The sequence below is a fragment of the Gammaproteobacteria bacterium genome (genome assembly GCA_030949385.1).
Classification (GTDB): domain Bacteria; phylum Pseudomonadota; class Gammaproteobacteria; order JAUZRS01; family JAUZRS01; genus JAUZRS01.
The window spans coordinates 156,383-180,235 of record JAUZSP010000003.1 but is presented as its reverse complement, the minus strand read 5'-3'; the positions used below and the strand labels follow the sequence as shown (position 1 = coordinate 180,235).

At 49.1% G+C, this 23,853-nt stretch carries 22 protein-coding genes; 6 read left to right on the top strand and 16 right to left on the bottom strand.

The features are described 5' to 3' along the window. Positions 1–15: 15 nt before the first annotated feature. From aroK to Q9O24_04505, 8 genes are all read right to left on the bottom strand, one after another. Positions 16–528: a shikimate kinase AroK gene (gene aroK, locus Q9O24_04540; protein MDQ7074419.1), complete on the bottom strand. Its 513-nt coding sequence runs from the start codon at positions 526–528 to the stop codon at positions 16–18. A 39-nt stretch (positions 529–567) separates the two neighbouring features. Then, positions 568–2,748: a type IV pilus secretin PilQ gene (locus tag Q9O24_04535; GenBank protein ID MDQ7074418.1), complete on the bottom strand. Its 2,181-nt coding sequence runs from the start codon at positions 2,746–2,748 to the stop codon at positions 568–570. Between the two features lie 16 nt (positions 2,749–2,764). After that, on the bottom strand, positions 2,765–3,277 hold the full coding sequence (locus tag Q9O24_04530; GenBank protein ID MDQ7074417.1) for a pilus assembly protein PilP: 513 nt from the start codon (positions 3,275–3,277) through the stop codon (positions 2,765–2,767). Further along, the gene (gene pilO, locus Q9O24_04525; protein MDQ7074416.1) at positions 3,274–3,888 is read right to left on the bottom strand and encodes a type 4a pilus biogenesis protein PilO; all 615 of its coding nucleotides are present in this window, start codon (positions 3,886–3,888) and stop codon (positions 3,274–3,276) included. Before pilO ends, Q9O24_04530 begins: the two co-directional genes overlap by 4 nt. Positions 3,889–3,891: 3 nt before the next feature. Then, positions 3,892–4,449, bottom strand: coding sequence for a PilN domain-containing protein (locus Q9O24_04520; protein MDQ7074415.1), 558 nt, complete (start codon positions 4,447–4,449; stop codon positions 3,892–3,894). Beyond that, positions 4,449–5,510: a pilus assembly protein PilM gene (locus Q9O24_04515; protein MDQ7074414.1), complete on the bottom strand. Its 1,062-nt coding sequence runs from the start codon at positions 5,508–5,510 to the stop codon at positions 4,449–4,451. The genes Q9O24_04520 and Q9O24_04515 overlap by 1 nt, the downstream gene beginning before the upstream one ends. Before the next feature lie 321 nt (positions 5,511–5,831). Further along, a complete protein-coding gene (locus Q9O24_04510; protein MDQ7074413.1) occupies positions 5,832–6,341 on the bottom strand; it encodes a DUF302 domain-containing protein in 510 nt (169 codons plus the stop codon). A 15-nt stretch (positions 6,342–6,356) separates the two neighbouring features. After that, the gene (locus tag Q9O24_04505) at positions 6,357–6,953 is read right to left on the bottom strand and encodes a c-type cytochrome (protein ID MDQ7074412.1); all 597 of its coding nucleotides are present in this window, start codon (positions 6,951–6,953) and stop codon (positions 6,357–6,359) included. 218 nt (positions 6,954–7,171) lie between these two features. On the opposite strand from Q9O24_04505, the gene Q9O24_04500 reads away from it, so the two are divergent. Continuing rightward, on the top strand, positions 7,172–9,649 hold the full coding sequence (locus Q9O24_04500; protein ID MDQ7074411.1) for a penicillin-binding protein 1A: 2,478 nt from the start codon (positions 7,172–7,174) through the stop codon (positions 9,647–9,649). Between the two features lie 32 nt (positions 9,650–9,681). On the opposite strand, the gene Q9O24_04495 is transcribed toward Q9O24_04500, so the two are convergent. The 4 genes from Q9O24_04495 to rpsU all read right to left on the bottom strand — a co-directional run bounded on the left by Q9O24_04495 (position 9,682) and on the right by rpsU (position 12,659). Next, positions 9,682–10,506, bottom strand: a complete 825-nt coding sequence (locus Q9O24_04495; GenBank protein MDQ7074410.1) for a hypothetical protein — start codon at positions 10,504–10,506, stop codon at positions 9,682–9,684. A 271-nt stretch (positions 10,507–10,777) separates the two neighbouring features. Then, positions 10,778–11,845 carry a uroporphyrinogen decarboxylase gene (hemE, locus tag Q9O24_04490; protein ID MDQ7074409.1) on the bottom strand — a complete coding sequence of 356 codons (1,068 nt, stop codon included), beginning with the start codon at positions 11,843–11,845 and terminating at the stop codon, positions 10,778–10,780. Between the two features lie 122 nt (positions 11,846–11,967). After that, the gene (locus Q9O24_04485; GenBank protein MDQ7074408.1) at positions 11,968–12,423 is read right to left on the bottom strand and encodes a GatB/YqeY domain-containing protein; all 456 of its coding nucleotides are present in this window, start codon (positions 12,421–12,423) and stop codon (positions 11,968–11,970) included. A gap of 20 nt (positions 12,424–12,443) precedes the next feature. Then, positions 12,444–12,659, bottom strand: a complete 216-nt coding sequence (gene rpsU / locus Q9O24_04480; GenBank protein MDQ7074407.1) for a 30S ribosomal protein S21 — start codon at positions 12,657–12,659, stop codon at positions 12,444–12,446. Between the two features lie 213 nt (positions 12,660–12,872). Here rpsU and tsaD point away from each other — a divergent pair, with 213 nt between their 5' ends. Beyond that, positions 12,873–13,889 carry a tRNA (adenosine(37)-N6)-threonylcarbamoyltransferase complex transferase subunit TsaD gene (gene tsaD / locus Q9O24_04475; GenBank protein MDQ7074406.1) on the top strand — a complete coding sequence of 339 codons (1,017 nt, stop codon included), beginning with the start codon at positions 12,873–12,875 and terminating at the stop codon, positions 13,887–13,889. Here the strand turns inward: tsaD and plsY are convergent. Continuing rightward, entirely contained in the window at positions 13,882–14,493 is a 612-nt protein-coding gene (gene plsY, locus Q9O24_04470; GenBank protein MDQ7074405.1) for a glycerol-3-phosphate 1-O-acyltransferase PlsY, read from the bottom strand. The two genes, tsaD and plsY, sit on opposite strands and share 8 nt — an antisense overlap. Before the next feature lie 103 nt (positions 14,494–14,596). Between plsY and moaD the strand changes: the two genes are divergently transcribed. Continuing rightward, positions 14,597–14,827: a molybdopterin converting factor subunit 1 gene (gene moaD, locus Q9O24_04465; GenBank protein ID MDQ7074404.1), complete on the top strand. Its 231-nt coding sequence runs from the start codon at positions 14,597–14,599 to the stop codon at positions 14,825–14,827. A gap of 1 nt (position 14,828) precedes the next feature. Then, the gene (locus tag Q9O24_04460) at positions 14,829–15,269 is read left to right on the top strand and encodes a molybdenum cofactor biosynthesis protein MoaE (GenBank protein MDQ7074403.1); all 441 of its coding nucleotides are present in this window, start codon (positions 14,829–14,831) and stop codon (positions 15,267–15,269) included. A gap of 138 nt (positions 15,270–15,407) precedes the next feature. On the opposite strand, the gene Q9O24_04455 is transcribed toward Q9O24_04460, so the two are convergent. Next, positions 15,408–15,845 (bottom strand): nuclear transport factor 2 family protein, encoded by a 438-nt coding sequence (locus Q9O24_04455; protein ID MDQ7074402.1) that lies wholly within the window; start codon positions 15,843–15,845, stop codon positions 15,408–15,410. 231 nt (positions 15,846–16,076) lie between these two features. Between Q9O24_04455 and Q9O24_04450 the strand changes: the two genes are divergently transcribed. Further along, a complete protein-coding gene (locus Q9O24_04450) occupies positions 16,077–18,065 on the top strand; it encodes an SLC13 family permease (protein MDQ7074401.1) in 1,989 nt (662 codons plus the stop codon). Positions 18,066–18,439: 374 nt separating this feature from the next. Next, positions 18,440–19,324: a serine hydrolase gene (locus Q9O24_04445; protein MDQ7074400.1), complete on the top strand. Its 885-nt coding sequence runs from the start codon at positions 18,440–18,442 to the stop codon at positions 19,322–19,324. 233 nt (positions 19,325–19,557) lie between these two features. On the opposite strand, the gene Q9O24_04440 is transcribed toward Q9O24_04445, so the two are convergent. Beyond that, entirely contained in the window at positions 19,558–20,865 is a 1,308-nt protein-coding gene (locus Q9O24_04440; protein ID MDQ7074399.1) for a serine hydrolase, read from the bottom strand. After that, positions 20,862–23,798: a PEP/pyruvate-binding domain-containing protein gene (locus Q9O24_04435; GenBank protein MDQ7074398.1), complete on the bottom strand. Its 2,937-nt coding sequence runs from the start codon at positions 23,796–23,798 to the stop codon at positions 20,862–20,864. Before Q9O24_04435 ends, Q9O24_04440 begins: the two co-directional genes overlap by 4 nt. Positions 23,799–23,853: the final 55 nt, after the last annotated feature.

Genomic DNA, 23,853 nt, shown 5'->3' with positions numbered 1-23,853 from the left:
GGAGTCCCCACCATTTTACAGCTGCTTGATGATCTGATTCAGTATTGAGCGGCTGTTACCTTGATCGGTGGAGATGGTGAGGTCGGCCAGCTCTTCGTAGAGAGGCGCGCGAATGGTCTGCAAGGTTTCGAGGGTTTTACGCGGGTCGTCTGTCTGCAACAACGGTCGTTTGTTGTCTCGTCCGGTACGTTCCAGCTGATGTTCGATGGAGACCGAAAGGTAAATGACCAACCCCCGCGAGCGTAAAACTTTACGATTGTTGGGTTTCAAAATTGCGCCACCGCCAGTGGCGAGTACGGTTTCAGAGTGTTGACTTAATTCATTGATTAAGTGTTGTTCGCGTTTTCTAAAGCCTTCTTCGCCTTCGAATTCAAAGATGGTGGCAATATCAACCCCTGCCCGAGTCTCCAGCTCTTTGTCGCTGTCGACAAATTGGTAGTTGAGTTTGCGCGCCAGTTGACGGCCAATGGTGGTTTTACCAGCCCCCATAGGGCCGATTAAAAAGAGACGATTGTAGGGTTTAATCATAGGAAAACTTAGTTTAACGATGTCTGATGTAAGTGGGTGTCAGTAGTTTAGGCCGACGCTGTTTTTGACAATTTTTGGAGTGACAAACACCAGCAGTTCGTTTTTCTGATCCTGAACTAGGGTTTTTTTGAACAGGCCGCCGATAAGAGGCAGTTCAGAGAAAAAGGGGATGCGGTTGACTTGATGAGTGTTGCTCTGTTCATAGATGCCGCCAAGTACGACGGTTTCACCGTTGTTGACCAAGACCTGTGTTTTCACTTCGCGGGTATCGATGCTGGGAACCCCTTCAAAAATTTCTCCAACGCTGTCTTTGTTAACTTGAAGATCCATAATCACATGGTCATCGGGGGTAATTTGTGGGGTTACTTTTAGGCTCAACACCGCTTTACGGAAGGTGATGGTCGCGGCCCCACTGGAGGAGGATTCCAGATAGGGGATTTCAACCCCTTGTTCAATCAACGCTTCTTTTTGGTTGGCAGTAATGACTCTCGGACTGGAGACGACTTCACCACGACCTTCGGCTTGCATGGCGGAGAGTTCCAGCTCCAGCAGAGTGCCAAAGGGAAGTTTGGCCAGCGCTAAGGCGATGGAGCCTGCTGCATTTGCCACAGGCAAATTGACATTAAAACGGTCTGGCGACGTGAGGGCTTCATTTTTAGAAAATTCGGTGACGGTATTTGAACTGGAGGTAATGAGAGTACCTCCAGTGGAACCGGTGCTGAACAGATCGTTTTGATGCACCCCAAAACGCACACCGAGTTCTTTACCAAAATCGTTGCTGGCGATGACAATGCGGGATTCGATCAAAACCTGTCGTACGGGAATGTCGAGCTTGACCACCAAACCACGAATTTCATTGAGTTTTTCTGCGGTGTCGTGTACCAACAAGGTGTTGGTGCGTGGATCGACGCTGACATTACCTCTGGTGGAGAGCAGGCTGCTCTCTTTGGATTTTAGCATTGCAGCGATTTCAGCCGCTTTGGCGTAGTTGATCTGGATAAATTCGGTTTTGAGTGGTGCGAGCTCTTCCACTTGTTGCAGGGCTTCCAGCTCTAATTTTTCTCGGGTAGCGATTTCTTCGTTGGGTGCAACCAATAAAACGTTGCCATTTTTACGCACACCCAATCCTTTGCTCTTGAGAATGATGTCTAGGGCTTGATCCCAAGGCACATTTTTCAGCCGCAAGGTTAGACGACCGGTTACGGTGTCGCTGACGACGATATTGAGCTCGGTGAAGTCGGCCAACAGTTGCAGTACGGCACGCACTTCGATGTCTTGGAAGTTGAGCGACAGACGTTTGCCGGTGTAACCAAATTTTTCTTTGTTCTTCTTTTCCAGCGCGCGTTTGCTAATGGGCCTCAGCTCGAGGGTAAATAGGTCATCGGATTGATAGGCAAGTTGTTCGTATTCTTGGTTGATGGGGCTGATAATAAGGCGGGCATTGTTGCCACGATTCATAACGTCAATGTGTTTAACAGGGGTGGCAAAATCCAGTACATTGAGGCGACGGACTAACTTCTGTGGTACACCGGTGCCGAGAAAGTCGATAACAATTCGGCCGTTCTCTTCGTTAACGTCCATTGGAATGCCTGCTTCGGATAATTTGATAATAATCCGCCCTTCGCCGTCAGCGCCGCGTCGAAAGTTGATATTGTGAATACTACGCAAGATGGCGGGTGGAGCCATGCTGGTGGGCGCTGTTTTATCTATTTGGCGACTGGTGGTGATGGTTTTGTTGTTGTTTTGGCGTTGGTTGGCACCGCGTGTGCCGGTATCTAAGGTTAAGTAGAGTGTGTTGCCATCAATGTGGGTTTTATAGGGTGTGAGTTTATTGAGGTTTATGACCACTCGGCTGCGGCCACTGGCTTCTACGGTATTGATGGAGCGTACAACACCAACGCCGATTGGGATAAGGCGTTTTTTCAGGCCGTTTTTTGTATCGGCCAGATCCAGAGTGATTCTGGCTGGATTATCGATGGTAAAACCTTGAGGAGTGGATGGAGGATGTGTCATCTGTAGGGCAATTTGCAGTCGATTGCCGGTTAAGGTGGAATAACTTATTTTTTGCAGAGTATTGCTACTGGCAGCATGAGTGCTGTTTATCGAGGTAAGAACCAGCAGTAGTGCGCTAAATAGGAATAAGATTGAGCCTAAAATGCGTTTTTGTCTGTTTGTTTTGTGGCTTGAAGTCCATGTTTCTATTGCTAGAGTGGGAGTCATACCGTTTCTCCGTTTTTTATTCATTGCCCATTACCAAGGCGGCATTACGTGAAACATAATTACCCAAACCGTCGTTGACGATCTCTTTTATGCTGATTTTTTGTTCACTCACGGAGATGATTTTACCGTCATTCTCACCGAGGTGGTTACCGGCCAAGACTTTGTGGATGGTGCCGTCAGGGGCTTGAATTAGCCCCCAGTTCGTTTGATTTTGTTCCAAAATACCAACCATTTTTAGGGTGTCTAAGGGGAACTGTTCCAGAGGCTCTTTGCGTCTTTGTGCATCCGGTGTAATGCCGTTGTCCACGGATTTTTTGCTTTGGCTCTGTTGCTGAGAGACAAAGGGGTCGCGTAGAACTTCAGCATGATAGGTGAAGCTTTGGTAGGGAACAAATTCGGGCAGGGGGTCAACAAAACTGCGCTGTCTTTTTTGGGTTTCGGCGACAAAGTTTTCCAGATCTGCGGTGCTGTCGATGCAGCCGGTAAGGATGAGTAGGCTTATCACTGTAATTAAGAGGCGAGAGATCATTTTTTACCCTCATCCAGATAACGGTAGGTCATCGCAGTCAATTCCATTTTTAATTTACCAGGGGCGGATTTGTCTGCGTTAGATATGGAGATATTATGGATAGTAATGATGCGAGGCAGTGATGCTAAGCCACTGATAAAACTACCAAATTGATGATAGCTTCCAATCACACTTAACTCAATGGGGTGTTGGGCGTAAAATTCTTTGTGCTGTTCGTTGCCTGGTTTGAAAAATCGAACTTCCAGACCGCTGGCGACGCTGGTTTGTGACAGATCAATTAATAGACTTTCAATGTCGGTGGTATCAGGCAGTTGACGCAACATGGCTCCGAAAGAGATTTTCATCTCATCCAGCTGAACTCTGTAAGCCTCTAAATTAGATGATTTATTATGAATGATACTGAATTTTGTTTTTAAACTTTTTTCCTGATCTTGCAGTATCTTTAACTGATCTATTTGAGGAATAATCAGTAACCAGATACCCAGTGCGATTACCCCAGCACAAAGAAAAACAATCACTGAAATCCGTGCTGCTGCTGGCGCACTGCCAATCTGTTTTAGGTCAGCCAGATCAAAATTATTGATGTCTTGTAGAATTTTTCCAATGTCCATGACTTATTGCACCTCCGTATTCATGCCGGGGGCAGACTGTTGTAGGTGCAGTTTAAAATAGCTGATGCGTTCGTTTTTATCCGCTTCAATTACCTCTAAGCGCGGTGCCGTCAGCCAGTCTGAAGCACTGAGATTGCGCATGTAAGCTGATACACGCGCATTGGACTCTGCTAGACCCTCTAGGGTGATGGTATTACCCTTCTGTTTTATGCTGCGCAGGTAGGAGCCATTGGGCAGAGTGTCGGAGAGTTCGTGAAACAGGTGCACCACTTGTGGGCGACGGATTTGCAGGCGTTGAATGATGTCCATGCGGGAGAGCAGTTTTTTCTTGGTGTTTTCCAGATTTTTGATCTCGTTGAGTTGCGAAAGCAGTTTTTGAGTTTCCAGCTCCAGATACTGGTTGCGGTTGTTTTGCTGTTGCAACATGCCGCTGATGTGGAATTGAGCGTACAGCACCAAGGCAAAACAGAATACGGCTGCCAACAGCGCGTGTAAGGTAAATTCTTTGCTTTGTTGTTTGCGCTGTTCTTCGCGCCACGGCAGAAGGTTGATCTGTGCCATCAGTCAAAGCCTCGCAGTGCTAGACCACAGGAGATGAGCAAGGACGGTGCATCGGCGTTAAGACGCTGTCGATGCACCTTTGGCGCAATGGGCATACCAGAAAAAGGATTGGCAATACTGGTCGGGGTTCCGATTTGGGCTTCGATGAATTCGTCAATGCCTGGAATGGAGGAACAGCCGCCCGCCAGCATCAGTTGGTCAATGCCGTTGTGATCTCCGGCGGAAAAATAGAACTGAATAAAACGGTTGACCTGTTGCGCCAGCGTGGTTTTGAACGGCTCTAAAATTTCTGGTTCGTAGTTGTCAGGCAAACCGCCTATTTTTTTGACCCGTCCGGCATCTTCATAAGAGAGTCCGTAGCGACGCATAATTTGTTCAGTGAGTAATTTACCGCCAAAAGGCTGTTCACGGGTGTAGATGAGCTGGTTGCCAGAGATAACATTGAGGCTGCTCATGGTGGCGCCAATATCAATAATGGCGATGGACTTGTCTTTGACTTCGGCGGGCAGTTGATCTTTTAACAGTCGGTAACTGTGTTCAATGGTGTAGGGCTCGACGTCGATTACTTTGGTGGTGAGCCCACCAATATTGACGGCTGCGGAGCGCATTTCGACGTTTTCGCTCTTGGAGGCAGCGAGTAAAACATCGACGGTTTCAGGGTTGTTTTCTGTTGGACCGATGATCTCAAAATCGAGGTTGATCTCATCCAGTGGATAGGGAATGTATTGATCGGCTTCCAATTGGATTTGGGTTTCCATCTCTTTGTCGCTTAGAGCGATGGGCATGGTGATGACTTTGGTGATCACCGCAGAGCCGGAAACAGCGACAGCGGCGATCTTGGCGCGGGTGCCCGATTTTTTCACTGTGCGTTTGATGCATTCGCCCACGGCTTCCACGTCTTGGATGGTTTTTTCGGTGACCGCATTCAGTGGCAGCGGTTCGACTGCATGACTTTCGATCCGAAATGAGTTACCAGAACGGCTCAGTTCAATCAGCTTTACGGAGGTGGAGCTGATGTCTAAACCGACCATCGGAGGCGTTTTTTGCCTGAATAGGAACACAGATTTTTCCCTACGTGCTCGAACAATTAGTGCTATTGAAAGTTAAGAATATGGTTTAAATAATAGCCGCAAGTTTCTAAGAATACTAGCCTAGTGGCTGCTTCGATGAAATAAAAGTAACTGTTTTCAACAAAACCATTTTTCACTCTTAAAAACGACGAAACATGAACATACAGGATATTGTTTGCTTAGGGAAATTACTGGATGGCGTTTTGAGAGGTTGGTTGGTCTTTATATTCTTTGTTGTGCGGCTGCCTTGTTTCTGGGCTGGAGATTGTTGAACTGTGCGAACCGAGAACCGGTTCGCGGACAGTGACCGAGTTAGAATTCGCCGGTGCTGGCAGAGCTCATGATTTCGAGAATGGCACCATTGACGCTGGTGGCGATGCGACGCAGATCATCGGGCAGTGCGACTTTGTTGATCAAGATGTCCAGATTGAGGGTCAACAACCAAAATTGGTTGTTTTCATCTTCAACCAGCGCGATGCGACAGGGCATGTAGGCGGCGTAGATGGGGTTGAAGGCGACCATTTTGGCGGCATCTTCGGGGTTACAGAATTGGAAGATTTCTAAATGTCTGCTTTCGACACCGCGTGATTTCAGCTCTTTTGATACTTGAAGGCGACCCACTTGACGCATATTAACTTCGGCAGCACGGGAGAGCATCGCTTCAACGGCATCTTCAGGGCTTACGCCTTCTTGCAAGGAGAGTTTGACCACCGTTTGACCAATATCGTAGATCTCAATAATGGGCGGTTTGGGTTCGGCTGCAGCAACAAGGCTGGTGACCAACAACAGGCCAGTAGCGAGTAGAGCGGTTATTGTTTTCATTTTAGGATCCTCGGTTTAGTCGTCCAGTGTTGAGATAAAAGCCAACATGTCTTGGAATTGAGTGGGGCTGAAGTCATCAAAGGTTTCATCGTCTTCATCGTTGTCGTGATGACGAACTTTATTTCTGAAATCGGTGATCTGTTTGGCTAAATAACCGCTGTATTGACCTGCCAGTGAAGGTGAATCTTTTTTCGGTTTGCCTTCGCCTTTCTTGCCATGACAGGTTTTGCAATCGCTGCGATAGAGTTTTTTACCCTTGTTGACGTTGCCCGCGAGTGTGGGGATTTGCAAGGGTGCCTTTTCGCTGAGATCAATACCGGAGAGGTATTGAGAAATTTTTTCGATGTCCTGATCACCCATGCTCAAGATGCCACCGATGATGTTCATCGAGTTATCTTGACGAACGCCGGTCTTGTAGTCTGTGATCGCTTTAACCAGATATTCTTTATTCAAACCGGCCAGACGGGGGTAGAGTCCACCGATAATGCCTTGTGACCAAACGCCGTGGCAGAGGGCGCATTTTTTATTGATCTCTTCGCCGGTTTGTGACCAAGCGTTGGTGCTGCTTATGCTCAATAACAGCAGGGCAAAGGTGGTAAAAAGGTGTTTCATTGGGTTATTTCCTCCAAAGTGGGTGGCTTTTATCTGTTTTTCCTTACTGAAAACGACATAGGCTATCCTAGCCAAACGGAAGAAGGATACTCTTATTGGGTTAATCTGCCATTGCGAAATATCAATCGGTATTCTCGCATAAAAGGCATACAATGGCCGACTTTAAGTCGAATTTGGCTCTCCATGGAGAGGTGCGAACTATACAGGGTGTTGTTTGAATGGGTACGTTTTTCGCTGTTGTTGCAAAGGGTTTGTTGGGTGCGCTGTTTGCTGGTCTGACCGCCTCTTTGATTGGTCTGGTGGGGCTTTATGTTTATCTTTCTCCCAGTTTACCCTCGGTGGATCGCTTGCGAGAGGTGCAGTTGCAAGAACCGCTGCGGGTTTACAGCAAAGAAGGCGTTTTGATTGCCGAATACGGCAATAAACGCCGTATTCCTTTGAAGATTGAAACAACCCCACAACGGCTGATTGATGCCTTTTTGGCCTCCGAAGACGACCGGTTTTATGAGCACCCTGGGGTGGATTATCAAGGCATCTTACGGGCGGTGGCACACCTGATAAAAACCGGTAAAAAAGGTCAAGGGGGCAGCACCATCACCATGCAGGTAGCGCGTAATTTTTTCCTCTCCAGCGAAAAAACCTATCTGCGTAAAATTAATGAAATCTTCTTGTCGTTCAAAATCGAGCAAGAACTGGAAAAAAACGAAATTCTTGAACTCTATTTCAATAAAATTTTCCTAGGTCATCGCTCTTATGGCGTGGCAGCGGCGGCTCAAGTTTATTATGGTAAAACGCTCTCTGATTTGAGCTTGGCGGAGATGGCAATGATTGCCGGTCTGCCTAAGGCACCCTCCCGTTATAATCCGATTACCAATCCTAAACGTGCTGTGGTTCGGCGTAATTACGTCTTGGGGCGTATGTTGACTCTGGAGAAGATCAGTCAAACCGATTTTGATGAGGCCAAAGCACGACCGGTAACGGCTCAACGTCATCAAGCCCCCAGTGATCTGGAGGCGGGTTATGTGGGTGAAATGGTGCGCAACTGGGTCAGCAAAAATTACGGTAAAAAAGAGGTCTATTCACAAGGTTTTCGGGTTTACACCACCATCAATGCGGAGCAGCAGCGGGTGGCTACTTGGGCGTTGCGTAAAAACTTGTTGGCTTACGAAGAGCGGCACGGCTACATCGGTGCCGTTACTCAGCTGAGCGCAGAGCAGTTACAGGAGCCGAACGGCATAGAATTGGCCTTGGCGGCACGCCCTCATTTTGAAAAGATTCTACCGGTGGTGGTGACGGCTGTTGAAAAAGAGGCGGTGAGCATTCAATTTCAAACGGGTCATTCAGCTGAATTGAAGATGAAAGGCATGAAATGGGCGCGTAAACGTCTGCGCAGAGGGCGCGGGCCGAGTCCGAAAAAACCTGCGGATGTGGTGGCGGTGGGTGATTTGATTTACGTCTACGCCAATCAAGAGGGGGAGTATCGTTTGGCGCAATTACCCAAGGTGGAAGGGGCGATGGTGGCATTGAATCCGAAAAATGGCGCGATTCAGATTTTGCTTGGTGGCTTTGAGTTTCAACGCAGTAAATTTAACCGCGTTATGCAAGCTTGGCGACAGCCTGGTTCCAATTTTAAACCTTTTATCTATTCGTCGGCCTTGGAGAAGGGCTACACCGCTGCGACTCTGATTAACGATGCGCCAGTGGTGGTCAATGATTCTGCTCTGGAAGGGGCGTGGCGACCAGAAAACTACAGTGGCAAATTTTTTGGCCCGACGAGGCTGCGTTGGGCGTTGGCCAAATCGCGGAATTTGGTCTCGATTCGTATTTTGCGTGCCATCGGAGTCGATTACGCACTGAACTATGTGGAGCGATTTGGTTTTGAGCGTAAGGATCTGCCACGCAACCTCTCCTTGGCCTTGGGAAGCGCCTCGGTAACACCGATTCAGCTGGCGACCGCCTATGCGACCTTTGCCAATGGGGGGTTTAAGGTGGAACCGTATTTCATTGAGCGCATTGAAGATGCGCACGGTGAGGTCATTTACCGTGCTGATCCGGCGGTGGTCTGTCTGCCGTGTGAGAAAGAGGCGGCAAAACGCGCATCGGCTCAGGCCGCAGGTGAGTCGATTGAGGCGGCGGTGTTGGATGAAATTGAATCGAATGAGTCAGAGCCGAAACCTAATTACGCACCACGGGTGATCGAAGCGCGTAATGCCTTTATTATGCGGACGATTTTGCAGGATGTGGTGCGTTACGGTACGGCAGTCAGAGCAAAAGTACTGAATCGACGTGATTTGGGTGGCAAAACCGGCACCACCAACGATCAACATGACGCTTGGTTTTCCGGTTTTAACAGTCACTTGGTCGTGACCGCTTGGGTGGGCTTTGATAAACACATTCCCTTGGGAGCCAAAGAGACCGGTGGCCGAGCGGCTCTGCCGATGTGGATTGAGTACATGCGTTTTGCCCTTAAAGGGGTGAAAGAGGATCGTTTGCTGGAGCCAGATGGTATGGTGACAATGTTGATTGATGCTGAAACGGGAGGTTTAGCGGGAGCCAGTGCGCGCAAAACCTTGTTTGAACATTTTCGTTCAGAGTATGCGCCACACGCTCAAGCGGAGAACGACGAGGTGTCTGTTCCCATGGGTGCTGCACGTTTAGACGAGAGTCAAGAGCTGCAAGAAGAAGAGCTTTTTTAGATCATCACCAGCTGAATGGGAAAAAGCGGGTTTTACGGTATCTTTTTATGATGAACCACAAAGGGTTTTATTAGCTGAGCTGGTTTGCTCCATTTTTTTTGCTTATTTGTTGTGGCTGCCATGTGGGGGTTTTTAGCAGTGGTTTTCTCTTGAAGCTGATTTGGGCGCACTTTTTTCATAAAAAATAGAGGCGGGATTGAGCTACCAAAGATTGCAAATCCTGCCAGTGACAATAGATCAATTAAGATTGAGATAAAACCAAATACCGTCCAGTGAAGATGATCCACACTCCAGCCGAGTGCGGTTGAGATGCTGTTCCAGAAGGTCACCGTACTGGATTCTCCAGGCAAGGTTTTGAGTTTGATCAGCAGGCTGTTTTTATTCGTTTCCAGAGCGGCTATGTCACGTTGCAGTGGGTTAATGCAATTTGATTTCCAGCCTGATGGACAGGCTGCCAGCTGTTGAGTGATGGCGGCTTGTTGCCTTTTTAAGACGCTGATGGACTCTTGTATCTCTTGGTATTGGTAGGATTTTCGTACTGTTTCTGATGATTCTCCATCAAGAAGGCTCTTAAAAAAGAAGGTGCCTGTAGCACCCGAAAGCCCGATCAACACCGCCAGCAGTCCGAGCAGTGCGAGTCTTCTTCGTCCATGGGTGTGGATTAAAAAAGCCGCACCCAATATCTTTACCATGGTGAGTGAAGCTACAATGGCAGCGCCCAAAATCATGAAACCAACGCTGGGATTAATGGAATAGTAGGTGTACCAGTCGGCGGTGGCGGATACGGAGGCCAGTAAAAGCCCAATGGCCAGTCCCATCCATTGTTCGATGCTGACATTAATGCGTGATGGTTTCATGGTTCTGTTCCTAAGCAGTTGTTTTATGTATTGGATGGGAGGGGGCTGTTATCAAGAATTTTTTTCTTAGCCCTATTTCCCCTACATACCTCAACGGCTTGTTTTGCCTAACCTGAAATTCTGTTTTTATTCTAAGCAGATAAAAAAGAATTAAAGGATTTGCTGGAGGAGTTGAGTCGATGGAGCGGAAGGAAAGATGTTGTGTTTTGGTAGGATAAGCGGAGTCATGCCATCAGATGAAAGTTGATGGCAGAAAATTAATCTGTTTGCATTATTTGGCGTGGTAGGGCTGGCTCAATTCGTGAACGGCTTCAACAAAGGTGGACACTTTATCGGGGTCGATGTGCTGGTGAATGCCGTGACCCAGATTAAAGATGTGGCCTTCACCGCTGCCGTAACTGGCGAGCACTCGCGCCACTTCGTCTCGAATGGTTTGATGCGAAGCGTAGAGCACATTAGGATCCATATTGCCTTGCAGGGCAACACGATCACCGATGCGCGCCCGCGCTTGAGACAGATCCGTTGTCCAATCAACTCCGATGCCATCACAACCGCTGTCAGCAATGCTTTCCAGCCATTGGCCGCCGTTTTTGGTGAAAAGAATGATGGGGATCTTTTCGCCTTCGTGCTCACGTTTGATGTTGTCAACGATCTGTTTCATGTAGTTGAGCGAAAACTCTTGATAACAGCGCGGTGAAAGTACCCCGCCCCACGTATCAAAGATCATAATTGCTTGCGCGCCCGCCTCGATTTGAGCATTGACGTACTGAGTCACAGAATCGGCGATTTCGTTGAGCAAGCGGTGCATCAGTGCTGGTTCGTCGTACATCATGGTTTTGACGTGGGAAAATTCTTTGCTGCTGCTGCCTTCCACCATGTAGGTGGCCAGTGTCCACGGGCTGCCGGTGAACCCGATCAAAGGCACTCGTCCATCCAGCTCACGGCGAATGGTGCGTACTGCATCCATGACGTAACGCAGCTCATTTTCAGGATCGGGTTTTTTCAGTTTGTCCAGATCGCGAGCGCTGCGAATCGGGCGTTTGAACTTGGGGCCTTCACCTTCGACAAAATAGAGCCCCAATCCCATGGCGTCGGGCACAGTGAGAATGTCGGAGAAGAGAATGGCTGCGTCGAGGTCATAGCGTTCTAGGGGTTGCAAAGTGACTTCACAGGCCAGCTCAGGATTGGTGCAAAGATCCATAAAACTGCCTGCTTTGGCGCGTGTGGCGCGGTATTCGGGCAGGTAACGACCGGCTTGACGCATAATCCAGAGGGGAGTGCGGTCAACGGGTTGGCGCAAAAGGGCTCTTAAGAAACGATCATTTTTTAAACGTGTCATGGAATTGGGGCCGATTGGTAAGGTGGGTTTTGCACCTGATCTGTTGTAGGCGCGCGTAACAAAGCCAAGTTAGAGTAATGCAGGCACGGCGCTAACTTGGCTTGAGGTAAAACAAAAATCGATCAGCTGTTGAGCAACGCTCGAATACGACCGCTGACTTTTTTCATGTCAGCGCGTCCTTGCAGTTTGGGTTTGAGTGCGGCCATCAGTTTGCCCATCTCTTTCATGGAGCTGGCACCGATGCTCTTGATCTCTGCTTGGATTAACTGCTCGATCTCAGTTTCACTCAAGGCACTGGGAAGATAGGTTTGAATGATCTCCAGTTCAGCGATCTCTTTGTCTGCAAGGTCGTTACGTTGAGCAGCCTGAAACTGAGTGATGGATTCGCGGCGTTGTTTGGCCATTTTATCCAGCACTTCGAGTACCTGTTGGTTGCTCAACTCAATGCGTTCGTCTACTTCACGTTGTTTGATGGCGGCGCTGATGAGACGTAGGGTGTCTCGGCGGAACTTTTCGCCCGCTTTCATCGCCACCTTGATGGCGCTGACGATCTTTTCTCTCAATAAGGGTTCGCTCATTATAACAGTGGCCTAAGCGACTAGTAGAGGCGGACGTGACGTGAGTTTTCTTTGAAGATTTTTTTCTGATGGCGCTTAACGGCAGCGGCTGCTTTGCGTTTGCGTTCAGTGGTGGGTTTTTCGTAGTATTCGCGACGACGGGTTTCGGTTAAAACACCTGCTTTTTCACAGGAGCGTTTAAAACGACGCAGAGCGGCTTCAAAGGGTTCGTTTTCTCTAACTCGTACAGCTGGCATGTTTTCTCACCGTAAATTTGTTGACGTGTAAAAATGCCTCACCTTGGAGACATCTCGAAAAAGGTTACCTCTGTGGACAGCGCGGTTGCGGCTTGTATCCAGCAAGATGCTGTCGCACAATCGGTCAATTATAGCCATATGGCCTAGGATTGCAAAAGATATGACCGCTTTTGCACGATTTTCAAACAGACGGTGGGGTTTTAAGGTGAAACAATGCGGGTTTTAGGAATTGAAAGCTCTTGTGATGAGACTGGGGTGGCGGTTTACGATGCGGAGCAGGGATTGATCGGTGAGGCACTTTACAGCCAAGTGGCGCTGCACGCCGAGTACGGCGGGGTGGTGCCGGAGCTGGCATCACGGGATCATGTGCGTAAATTGTTGCCTCTGCTGGATGAGGCCTTGGCCGATGCTGAGTGTGAACTGGAAAGTATTGATGCCATCGCCTACACCGCCGGCCCTGGTTTGATGGGTGCGTTGCTGGTGGGGGCTTCGGTGGCGCGCAGTTTGGCTTGGAGCCGAGGTCTGCCCTCGCTGGGCGTGCATCATCTGGAGGGGCATCTGTTGGCATCGATGCTGGATGATAATCCGCCTGAATTTCCTTTTGTCTGTTTGCTGGTCTCGGGAGGCCACACGCAGTTGTTTGAGGTCAACGGTGTGGGTCAGTATCATTTGCTGGGTCAAAGTTTGGATGATGCAGCCGGTGAGGCGTTCGATAAAACCGCTAAAATGCTGGGTCTCTCTTATCCAGGTGGGCCGTTGTTGGCTAAGTTGGCGGAGCAGGGTGATTCTGAGGTGTACCGTTTTTCGCGGCCAATGACCAACCGCCCTGGGTTGGATTTCAGTTTTAGTGGCCTGAAAACGCAAGCCATCACCACCTGGAAAAAAAGTCCACAGAGCGCGCAGTGTGCGGCTAATGTGGCGCGTGCGTTTGAAGAGGCGGTGGTGGATACCTTATTGATTAAGTGTCGCCGTGCCCTACAACAGACGGGGAATCAGCGATTGGTGATCGCCGGAGGGGTTGGTGCAAATCGAAATTTGCGTCAACGATTGCGAGCCGTGTTGGGCAAAGATCAGGTGGAGGTATTTTATCCACGCATTGAATTTTGTACCGATAACGGGGCGATGATCGCGTACGCCGGTTGTTTGCGTCTGCAAGCGGGGCAATGTGATGAGCTGAAAATCAACGCTAAACCCCGTTGGGATATGCAGAGTCTGCCTGCGCTTACTTAGACTCTTTATTCTCTAAGCGATCCCCATCGCCATTGAGCAGCTTGCGGATGTTGCTGCGATGTCGCCAGAACAACAGGCTGGAGATGATTAGGCTGATGATGAGAAAAGCGGCGTTGTCGCTGCTTATGGCCATGTACACCGGCGCTAAGGCAAAGGCGGTTAGAGCTGAGAGGGAAGAGGTGCGAAACAGAAAGGTCATGCTCAACCAAGTGATGATGGTGAGCAGGCCACAGAGCCAAGAGAGACCGAGAAAAACGCCCAAGGCGGTGGCCACTCCTTTGCCGCCTTTGAAACCGAAGAAGATCGGGTAGAGGTGGCCTAAAAAGGCCGCCAGTGCGGTGAGGGCTAAAACAGTCTCATCAGTGGTTAACAGGCGGGCGATCAGGACGGCCAAAAGCCCCTTGAGCATGTCACCAAAGAGGGTTAAAGCGGCGGCTTTTTTATTACCGGTGCGCAGCACATTGGTGGCACCGGGATTATTGGAGCCGATGGTACGTGGGTCGGGCAGGCCCAGTAAGCGGCAGGTGATAATGGCTGCCGAGAGCGAGCCGAGCAGGTAGCCGCCAACGGGCAGCAGCAGAAGCCAAAAGGTGTTGTTGTCCATAGAACTGTTGTACCGTCGAGCAAATTGGGGCGCTATTCTAGCCTATTTACCGCTTGAATGAAGTCTGTTCAGATGACTAATTTTAGATTTGGAGGCAGCGTTTATGTCGATTACGGTTAAATTTTTTGCCAGTTTGAGTGAAACAATCGGTCTCTCTGAGCGAACTTTGGCGCATCACGCAGAGATGACGGTCAAAGACGTTTGGCAGCAGGTGACGGATCGGCCTTTGGCAAACAACATCCTGACGGCGTTAAATATGGAGTACGTCGATTTTGACCAAATTGTGAACGACGGTGATGAGGTGGCTTTTTTCCCACCGGTGACGGGAGGTTGATGTGTCAATTATTTTACACCAAGGTGCTTTTGATCCGTGGTTGAATTTGCAACAGCATCAAAAAGAACACCTTAAAACGGGGGCTTATGGAGCAACGGCTTCGTTTGTGGGAACCATGCGTGATTTTAATCAAGGCGATGTCGTCAATAGTATGACGCTTGAGCATTACCCTGGCATGACGGAGCGTGAACTAGCCAAGATATTGACGGAATCGATGGAAAAATGGACGTTGCTGGATGGCGTGATTGAACATCGAGTCGGAGAGATCCAAGTGGGAGAGCCGATTGTATTGGTTTGTGTCTGGTCGAGTCATCGTAAAGAGGCCTTTGAAGCCTGTCGGTTTTTGATGGAGGAGCTGAAAACCCGTGCGCCCTTTTGGAAAAAGGAGGTTTTGCTGTCGGAGAATGAACGCTGGATCGATAAAAACAGCGACGGGTATTGAGTAAAAGGGGTTGGGCAAAAAAAGAGCCCGTCAAAGGGGGTTCGACGGGCTTGCTTTAACAGCAAAGTGGAGAGTATGAAATCTGTCTACGTTATTGAATAAGCAAAAAGAGTGCCTGCTTTCTCCACGATGGGTGTGTTAGTGCAGAATGGGTGGAGGCTCAGATTCGGTTTCGATGATGTCATCATCGTCTAGATCCGGTTCAGGTGAGGCGTGGTGCAGTACCATTTTCCAACTGCCGTTGATGCGTTGATAGATGTTGGTGGAAAGCATTACGCCGGTGAAGTTGCCGTCCACTTCAATGTGTTCGCGTACTTGATGAATGGAGAGAAGCGAGTCTTGGGTGTAATGAATCTCTTCGAGGCTAAAGCGCAGTCCGACTTCTGATTCGAACAATTGTCGCCAGCTTTCACTCACCTCTTCTCTACCCACCATGCGTGGAATGCCAGGATGGATGCAGACAATGCTCTTTTCATCTGACCAGACTTCCATCATGGCATCCAAATCAGCATCTTCAATCGCTTGGTAAAAGGCCAGTTCAGCCTCTTGTGGGGTCACGAAAACCGTTGCAGCCATGAAACGTTCACATCCTTAACAACTGTAAATGGACGACCATAATACCTCATGAGTTACCTTTTAGGCATGGGAATTTAAGAGTGTTTTTTTTTTTGCTGCTCTATGGATCACCATTTTAATAAGTATGGTTTTGGAGTAGCGAAAGAGGTGGCCTGTTGGGATTTGATGTGGTAGAAACGTCGCTTTTCAAATTATGCGTGAAAAATCATTAGATTTTCTGAGGGGATGGGTGTGGATACAAAAACGAACGAACAGGTGAGCGAGAGCAGTACGGGAGGGGGATCGCGTAAGCAATGGATTGCGGGTGCTCTCTTTTTGATCGTGGGGCTTTATTTATCAACGCTGGTGCCCACCATTGAAGTTGCTTGGGTGACGGGGTTTTTGTTGCTGACTATTTTCCTCTTTGCTTTTGAGGTGGTCGGGGTTGATGTGGCGGCCATAACGGTAATGGTACTGTTGGGTTTAACCTCGCTGTTGGCCCCAGCAATGGGGTTGCAGCAGGGCTTGGTGGACAGCAGCCATCTGTTTGATGGTTTTAGCTCCAATGCGGTGATTTCGATTATTGCAGTGATGATCATCGGTGCCGGTCTGGATAAAACAGGCATGATGAGCAAGGTGGCGACGTTTATCTTGAAGGTGGGCGGTACTACGGAAAGCCGGATCATTCCTATTATCTCCAGTACCGTGGGGGTGATCTCTTCCTTTATGCAGAACGTCGGTGCGGCGGCGCTGTTTTTGCCGGTGGTATCGCGTATTTCAGCGCGTTCAGGTCTGCCCATGTCACGTCTGTTAATGCCGATGGGGTTTTGTGCCATTTTGGGCGGTACCGTGACAATGGTGGGTTCCAGCCCATTGATTCTATTGAATGATCTGATTTTAACTTCGAATACCGCGTTGCCAGAAACCCAGCAGATGGAGACCTGGTCACTGTTTTCCGTTACGCCGATTGGCATCGCGCTGTTGGCCACGGGTATTCTCTATTTTGTCATTGCCGGTCGTTTTGTTTTGCCCAGCAGTAAAAGCAAGCCAGAGGGCGCTGTGGGTTCTGATGCAATGGGTTATTTCCATGATCTTTATGATGTGGACTTCAAGCTGTTTGAGTTGGTAGTACCGAAAGAGAGCTCTTTGATCGGCAAGCAGTTGGATGATGTGGAGAGCGATTATCGAGTTCGCATTATCGGCAGTAAATATCTGGGTGAAGAGAGTCACGTTGGACCTGGCAGCATTGCTCGCGACACGGCCATTATAGAAGGCATGGTTTTGGGGGTGATTGCCGCACCGAAAGACCTGAATAATTTTGTTGCTGAACATCAACTCAAGCAGCGTGATGAGCTGCGTACCTTTTCTGAGTCGTTGTCCTCCAGTAAAGCGGGTATTGCCGAAGTCTTGATTCGCCCGGGTTCCAACCTGATTGGCAAAAGTGCGCGTGACGTTTGGATGCGTAAAGTCTACGGTTTGGCCATGATTGCTTTGCATCGTAACGGTGAAACCAAACGAGAGGGTGATCATATTCGTGACATGCCTTTTCAAGCTGGAGATACCTTGATTTGCCACACTACGTGGGATGCGTTGATGCGTCTGGAGAGCGATCGCAATTTTGTGGTGGTGACCACCGAATATCCGCGTGAAGAGATGCGACCTAACAAAGTCGGTTGGGCGAGCCTTTTCTTTGGTATTGCACTCTTTATGGTGCTGTTCACCGACATTCGTCTCTCGGTTGCTTTGTTGACTGGCGCGGTGGGTATGATTCTCTCCAAAGTATTGACCATTGAAGAGGCGTACGAGGCGGTGAGTTGGAAGACGGTCTTTTTGTTGGCATCACTGATTCCACTCGGTTTGGCGGTGGAAAGCACCGGTACAGCTAAGTGGATTGCCGAGCAGACCTTATTGGTGGTGGGTGATATGCCCATTTGGGTCATTCAGGCAGCGGTGGCTGTACTGGCGACGTTCTTTACTTTGGTGATGTCCAACGTGGGTGCGACCGTGCTGCTGGTGCCCTTGGCGGTTAATATCGCCATTGGTGCGGGTGCTGATCCGGCGGTGTTTGCCTTGACGGTGGCGATTGCGACTTCTAACTCGTTTTTGATTCCAACTCACCAAGTGAATGCGTTGATTATGGGGCCAGGTGGTTATCGTGTGCCTGATTTTATTCGTGCTGGTGGAATTATGACCATTCTCTTCTTGGTGGTCTCCTTGACGATGTTGAACTTGATCTTCTAAGTTCATTGTTTCAAGTAGGTTAAAAAGGCTTCACCGGTTTTACCGGTGGGGCCTTTTTTTTGCCTGAATGGTCAGAACTGCCATAGAGTTGCTTAAATAGTGTCCATTTTTTATGTTATAGTTTGGCTCGTTGTTCTGTATTGAAATTGGGGATAATGGCTTAAGTGTCGCTAATGTGCGGCTATTTTCAGAGAAAATTGGCCATTTGCTTTGTATGATTGGGTGCTCTGATAGGGAAAGGGCAGTTTATGGATTTGTTAGTAGAAAATGTAAACAGAGAAGATAGAACGATAAGTTTTGGTTTTCTGTTATGCAAAAATGCTGCAAATAGGTAGCCGAAGTTTATGGAAAAACGGGGGTTCATGGTGGTAAATATGAGATATTTTTTAGTTGTGGTGCTGCTGCTCTGCTCGTCTTTGGCAGCAGCGGAGATCTATCCGCCTTTGCGTGAATCTCACGATCCTGAATTGCAGGCGCAGTTGGAAAAAACCATTGCCAAGTTGGGAATGCGTTCGGCGATTAAGAAAAAAACCTTGGCGGTGGCGTTGGTTGATGTTACGGATCCCAGTGATCCTCACATGGCTTCGGTGAATGGTAATGCCATGTTGTATGCCGCCAGTTTGCCCAAAATTGCGATTTTATTAGGTGTTTGCCAGCGCGCAGCGGACGGTGAGATTAAGCTGGATAAAAAAACCCTTAACCAACTAAACAGGATGATTCGTAACTCCTCCAACTCGTCGGCTACGGCGATGTTGAACAAAGCAGGCAAACGTTATCTGGCCAAATTGCTGCAATCGCCTCGTTATCGGCTTTATGACCGTAAATACAATGGCGGTTTGTGGGTCGGTAAAGAGTACAGCAAACGGGGCTCATGGCGGCGAGATCCGTTGCACAACCTCTCTCACGGTGCGACAGCAATTCAGGTGGCGCGTTACCTCTATTTGATGGAAACGGGGCGTTTGGTTTCACCCAGTTACAGCCATTTGATGAAAGGCATTATGGGTAATCCAGCCATTAATCATAAGTTTGTCAAAGGCTTGAGGGCGCGCCCTGGTTCTAAGATTTTCCGCAAATCCGGTTCATGGCGTAAGTGGCATGCAGACAGTGCCATTGTCGAACGCGATGGCCGTACTTACATTGCGGTGGCGTTGGCGGCAGACAGTCGTGGTGGTCGTTGGTTGACTAAGTTGATTGTCGGTCTGGATGATATTATCTTTGCTCGTAAGGTTGTACCCGCAATGGCGGCGTTGGAAAAGTAGAACACTTAATAGCTGATGTTACGCACGGAACAAGAACGGTAGGGGCGAAAAATTTTCCGCCCTTGCTCTGGTACCTACAGTCTTCCGTGGAAATCCATACCGCAGGTTATTCTCACCATTGTATGAGTTCCCACGCAGGAGCATGGGAACTAAGACTAGGTAGGTAGACATGAAAAAAGCCTCATTGATTGAGGCTTTTTTTGGCTTACGGTTTGAGGGGAAGGTGAGTTGAGCTACTCACTCTGTTTAAATTCTGCCAGTTTGTCCTGATGGTAGCTTTCAATCAGACGATGAATTCTCATCGCCAAGGTTTGGTGCGCCACCGCTGAGTTTTTGCGTTTCACATTGGACATCACGGTGACCATGTAGTGAGTCGGAGGGCGTTTTTTCTTGGCGTTGCCGGGAGATTCAACCGTAATCACAGAGTTCATCCAGTTGAGTTTGTTGCCCATGTATTTGCCGCACTTAAAACCTTCTTCAGGGATGCATTTGTAATACGAACCGGATTTGAAATAGACCGCAGATTTTTTCAGGGCTGGGTGAGAGGCGTAACGGATGCGCTTACGGGTAATGTAGAGCAGGCGTTTGATCTCTTGGCTGGAGAAAGCATCGACGATTTTTCCTTGCTCTAGAAACAGCAGAAATTTAACCATCTCTCGTGGGCTGGCTTGGCTTGATGTGCCTGGCACACGGGCTTTGCCGTGACGGGTAAAGAAGCCACCCTGTCGAAAGGCTTTTAATTTTAAACCACTGCGGCTAATGGATTCATGCAGTACCGTCTCCAGCAGTGCCATGCGCTCTTTCACTGGTGTTTCTTTGAAAAAACGTTTCTCTTCAGCAACAGAGACAGGGTATTGAGTGCCGTAGTGTTTGATCAACATCGCCTGCTTGAGCACCATGCTGGCCGCCGCATTGGAGCTGGCAGAGAGCATCCAATCCAGATATCCCCACAAATTGGTGGTGTCGCCAATTTTGAGGGCGCGCCAGCGGCGTTTTTGGCTTTCACTGTTCCAGATGGGGACTTTGTGGTGATCGTGGATAATAAAGCGATCGGCGATGATTTGTGTATCGCGTAAGATTTTCTCGCGTGCTTTTACGTCATCTGGGTAGGTGTCTTTTAGTGCCTGAAAGAGGGCAATGGCAACGGACAACTTACCCACACTACCTGGGTTAAACAGTTTGCTGGCTTGATGTTCAGCGTAGAGTGGGTTGTCAATGTCGCTCAGATCCAGTACCGCAACGCCGTAGTCTTCGGCTTCTTTGCCGAGAAATTTTTCAATCGCTTTGCTGAACGCTTTATCCGCAGATGGGATCTGTAACTCTTGTTTTTCCAGCAGGCGGCTTTTTATCTCCTCAAGACCAAGAAAAGCGCCACTGGGCAAGATGCCAGCTGGGATCTTCTTCTCTTGACCTAAACGTGAGGCTTCCAGCCGTTGAATCTGGCTGTAGTCGGATGCGGCTTGATCAAAGGGGTAGCTCCAACTGGTTTGTGACAGTGCCAGCAGGGGCAGTGCGTAACTTAAACGTTTCAATGTGTTCATTGAGCGTTCCTTGGAATTTCGTTGAGATTGACGGTAATGGAGGATAGATCGGCCAAGGATTTATCCAGCTCGTTGAGGTACTTGCTGAACTTGGCTTTTTTGCTCTGTACAAAAGGACGGATTTGGAACAGTACCAATTTACCATCCAAAAAGCCAAATTCGATGTCCGCTGCGGTGGGGTTGCCATCGGCATCTCGGATTTTGGTGAAGCGTTTTTCAACGTCTTTGGATAAGGCGATTAACTGTTCTACTTCGAGCTCTTTCAATACTTCAGAGGTGCCGCTGGCAGGAACCTTAATGACGCCGCCAGTAGCCGATATTTTACGCCGCATGGGTTCACTGGCTTGAGCGATGAGGGTCACATCGGCTGTTTTGGTATTGATACGCAGCTGTTCAGAGCCTTGGCCATCCACAGCGCCACCCACGCCTTCGTTGATGGAGACTGAGAGGGTGTTGCGATCACCGGTGTCCAAGTCCTGCGTGACCATGACGCCAGATTTGTCTGCATCCACGCTGCGCAGCAGCAAAATGGAGGGATAAACGTGTTCTGGTTCCGTCATGTACGCCTGCCGCCAAGAGTAGGCGCGTTCGGTGAATGGGGATGCCCAGACCCGTAAAATGGCATCGTAGATGTTGTCAAAACCGACCACGTTGGGCACGGTTAAGTTAAGACCGGCACCGGTAAAACCAGGTAGATCTTCCACATTGGTATCACTGCGGACAAAAACACCGTAGCTGCCCTCTTTGCCAAAGGCCTGTTCCATTCCTATTTTGAGTTTGTCGCGGAACTGCTGGCCTGGATCGGAAGTTTTGATCCAGTTGCGCAACCACGTAAGCAGGTCTCGGCTCTGTGTTAGGCGTACATCCACATCGTTGCTGGTGGCGTTGATGAGGTTGTATTGGAACTGCAACGTCTGGAAGACCGTGTTACCACCCTCTCGAGTGGGTTGATCTAATAGATCTCGGAAAATACCAAAAGGAATCACCAGACCTTCGGTGACGGTTTCGGGGAAGAAGTGTTTCAGTTCGCCTAAGTTAGCGGCTTTGGGGCCGACGGTGCGACCGGCATCGGTGGCGCGCAATTCACTGAGCAGAATCAGCTCTTTTTTCTCCAGATCCAATTTTTCCAGATCAGGGCGAATGACCACATCTTCGGTAACGTCTTCGCCGCCAAAGATTTTGTCCCATTCTGGACCATCTTCGACCAAGTTGACCACGCCACCGGCGCTGGCAGCTAAGACCACTTTTTTGCCGTCTTCTTTCTCCAGTTCACGGATTAGATAGTCATCGACAACGATATTAGGGATGCCTAAATTACGCGCCAGCAACTGAACATGAGACAGAGAGTTGCCCGCGCCTTGGGTCAGTACGCCCGCTACCGGAGGCAGATCTGGCGTGGTGACGGGCAGAAGGTAGATGCTGTCCCGTTGGAATTTACTCATATTCTCATGGGCTTTGATGCGCAAGGTGCCACGAGCCAGACCCGGATTGAGGCGTTGCAAACCAACACCTAAAGTTTTACCGAAGAAGGTGTGTTTTAGACCGGCCAGTTGATTGAGGTCTTTGACCAAAGTATCGAGTACTTCTGCGAAAAACAGCAGGGGACTGCCGCGCATCCGATCTTGGGTGTAGTGGTAGGCCAGAGGTTCGATGTCGGCGAGGTGTGAAACGACGTCGTTAAAGTGAAAACCAAGCCCTTGAGCAACCCAAGCAGGCACATTTTGTAAGTAATCCAGCTCTTTTTTGTAAACATCAAGCGGCAGGTTTTTCTTTTGTAAGCGTGACAAGCTGGCGCGTGCGGCTGCCCACTGCCGCTTAGAGAGCATACCTGAACCGTAGAGTGCGGCCAGTGAATGATCCATCCATTTGAGACGTTGGCTGCGGTTGCTTTTGGATAAATTCTCCAACAGTACGTTACCTGCGACATAGACTTTTTGCTCCAGCACACGGCTGGTTTGCAAGGAGTTGTACATCGCCTTGGTGCTGCCCATCAAATCCATGGTTTCGCGGATCATGAGCATTAGCCAGCCACCCAGTTTAAGCTGTTCAATGGGGTCATTCACCCCTTCCAGTTGTTTGGCTGAGGCTTTCAGAGCAGCCTTTACTGCACTGTCTTTGACCATTTTGGCCAAATTGTCCAGCTGGGTGGTAAAACCGCCCGGTTGATAGAGTTCGTCCAGTACCGCAACCAGATCGTTGTAATCTTCATGCAGGTCTTTTGGGGCTTTTTGTTGTTGGTAGTTGCGCACTCGAGTGGCGTCGCCACTGTCGGGTTTAGCATGAATTTTATTTCTTAATAGGGTGAAACCCCGATCTTCGGCGGCCAAATTGGAGGACATTTGACGAACCTGAGTGATCAGAGGGGATTGCCCCATGTAAGGCAGCAGACGTACCGCTTCGCGCAACAGGATAAAACGTTCGTGGCGCCAGATGGGGATGCCTAATAATGTATTCAGCAGCTCAAGACTGCGTCCTGATTCATCTTCGGCTTGCAGAGCGCCACGGTAGAAACGCGCACGACGGAAGATCCAGCCGTCATCGGCTTCACGCAGAAACTGTTCGACCAAAATGGACTTGAGCAGCGGTAAGGCATCTTTGCGCTCAGGAAATTTTTCCACATCCAGATCGGCTAAGACGTTGGCAATGTAATAACCTTCGCCCCGCAAGGCGAGGGTGCGTTTGTTCCATTCTCCGTGTTGAACTCCGCCACCGTGTTTGCGACAAGCAAAGGGTTTGGGGGGCAGAATGGTGCCGTCGTTGCAGTACCAGCGGATGCGACGAAAGGGCCCTTTGCGGGCTTTTTTCATCTCTTGAATCCAACTGCGAGCGACGTGTCTGGCGTCGATTTCCGAGTTGCTGGGTGCCGCAGTAGCCAAAGGGGCGTAGCTTGCGCAGAGGGCAATGCCAAAGAGCAGTAGGCGTTGACGTATCATTGAGACTCCATCATTTCATATGTGTAGGGTTTGAGCCGTTGTCGGCTAAAAAAAT

What these genes read in the sequence shown, in the direction of transcription:
- aroK (MDQ7074419.1), bottom strand. Translation starts at nt 528, where the DNA reads ATGATTAAACCCTACAATCGTCTCTTTTTAATCGGCCCTATGGGGGCT.
- Q9O24_04535 (MDQ7074418.1), bottom strand. Translation starts at nt 2,748, where the DNA reads ATGACTCCCACTCTAGCAATAGAAACATGGACTTCAAGCCACAAAACA.
- Q9O24_04530 (MDQ7074417.1), bottom strand. Translation starts at nt 3,277, where the DNA reads ATGATCTCTCGCCTCTTAATTACAGTGATAAGCCTACTCATCCTTACC.
- pilO (MDQ7074416.1), bottom strand. Translation starts at nt 3,888, where the DNA reads ATGGACATTGGAAAAATTCTACAAGACATCAATAATTTTGATCTGGCT.
- Q9O24_04520 (MDQ7074415.1), bottom strand. Translation starts at nt 4,449, where the DNA reads ATGGCACAGATCAACCTTCTGCCGTGGCGCGAAGAACAGCGCAAACAA.
- Q9O24_04510 (MDQ7074413.1), bottom strand. Translation starts at nt 6,341, where the DNA reads ATGAAAACAATAACCGCTCTACTCGCTACTGGCCTGTTGTTGGTCACC.
- Q9O24_04505 (MDQ7074412.1), bottom strand. Translation starts at nt 6,953, where the DNA reads ATGAAACACCTTTTTACCACCTTTGCCCTGCTGTTATTGAGCATAAGC.
- Q9O24_04500 (MDQ7074411.1), top strand. Translation starts at nt 7,172, where the DNA reads ATGGGTACGTTTTTCGCTGTTGTTGCAAAGGGTTTGTTGGGTGCGCTG.
- Q9O24_04495 (MDQ7074410.1), bottom strand. Translation starts at nt 10,506, where the DNA reads ATGAAACCATCACGCATTAATGTCAGCATCGAACAATGGATGGGACTG.
- hemE (MDQ7074409.1), bottom strand. Translation starts at nt 11,845, where the DNA reads ATGACACGTTTAAAAAATGATCGTTTCTTAAGAGCCCTTTTGCGCCAA.
- Q9O24_04485 (MDQ7074408.1), bottom strand. Translation starts at nt 12,423, where the DNA reads ATGAGCGAACCCTTATTGAGAGAAAAGATCGTCAGCGCCATCAAGGTG.
- rpsU (MDQ7074407.1), bottom strand. Translation starts at nt 12,659, where the DNA reads ATGCCAGCTGTACGAGTTAGAGAAAACGAACCCTTTGAAGCCGCTCTG.
- tsaD (MDQ7074406.1), top strand. Translation starts at nt 12,873, where the DNA reads ATGCGGGTTTTAGGAATTGAAAGCTCTTGTGATGAGACTGGGGTGGCG.
- plsY (MDQ7074405.1), bottom strand. Translation starts at nt 14,493, where the DNA reads ATGGACAACAACACCTTTTGGCTTCTGCTGCTGCCCGTTGGCGGCTAC.
- moaD (MDQ7074404.1), top strand. Translation starts at nt 14,597, where the DNA reads ATGTCGATTACGGTTAAATTTTTTGCCAGTTTGAGTGAAACAATCGGT.
- Q9O24_04455 (MDQ7074402.1), bottom strand. Translation starts at nt 15,845, where the DNA reads ATGGCTGCAACGGTTTTCGTGACCCCACAAGAGGCTGAACTGGCCTTT.
- Q9O24_04445 (MDQ7074400.1), top strand. Translation starts at nt 18,440, where the DNA reads ATGAGATATTTTTTAGTTGTGGTGCTGCTGCTCTGCTCGTCTTTGGCA.
- Q9O24_04440 (MDQ7074399.1), bottom strand. Translation starts at nt 20,865, where the DNA reads ATGAACACATTGAAACGTTTAAGTTACGCACTGCCCCTGCTGGCACTG.
- Q9O24_04435 (MDQ7074398.1), bottom strand. Translation starts at nt 23,798, where the DNA reads ATGATACGTCAACGCCTACTGCTCTTTGGCATTGCCCTCTGCGCAAGC.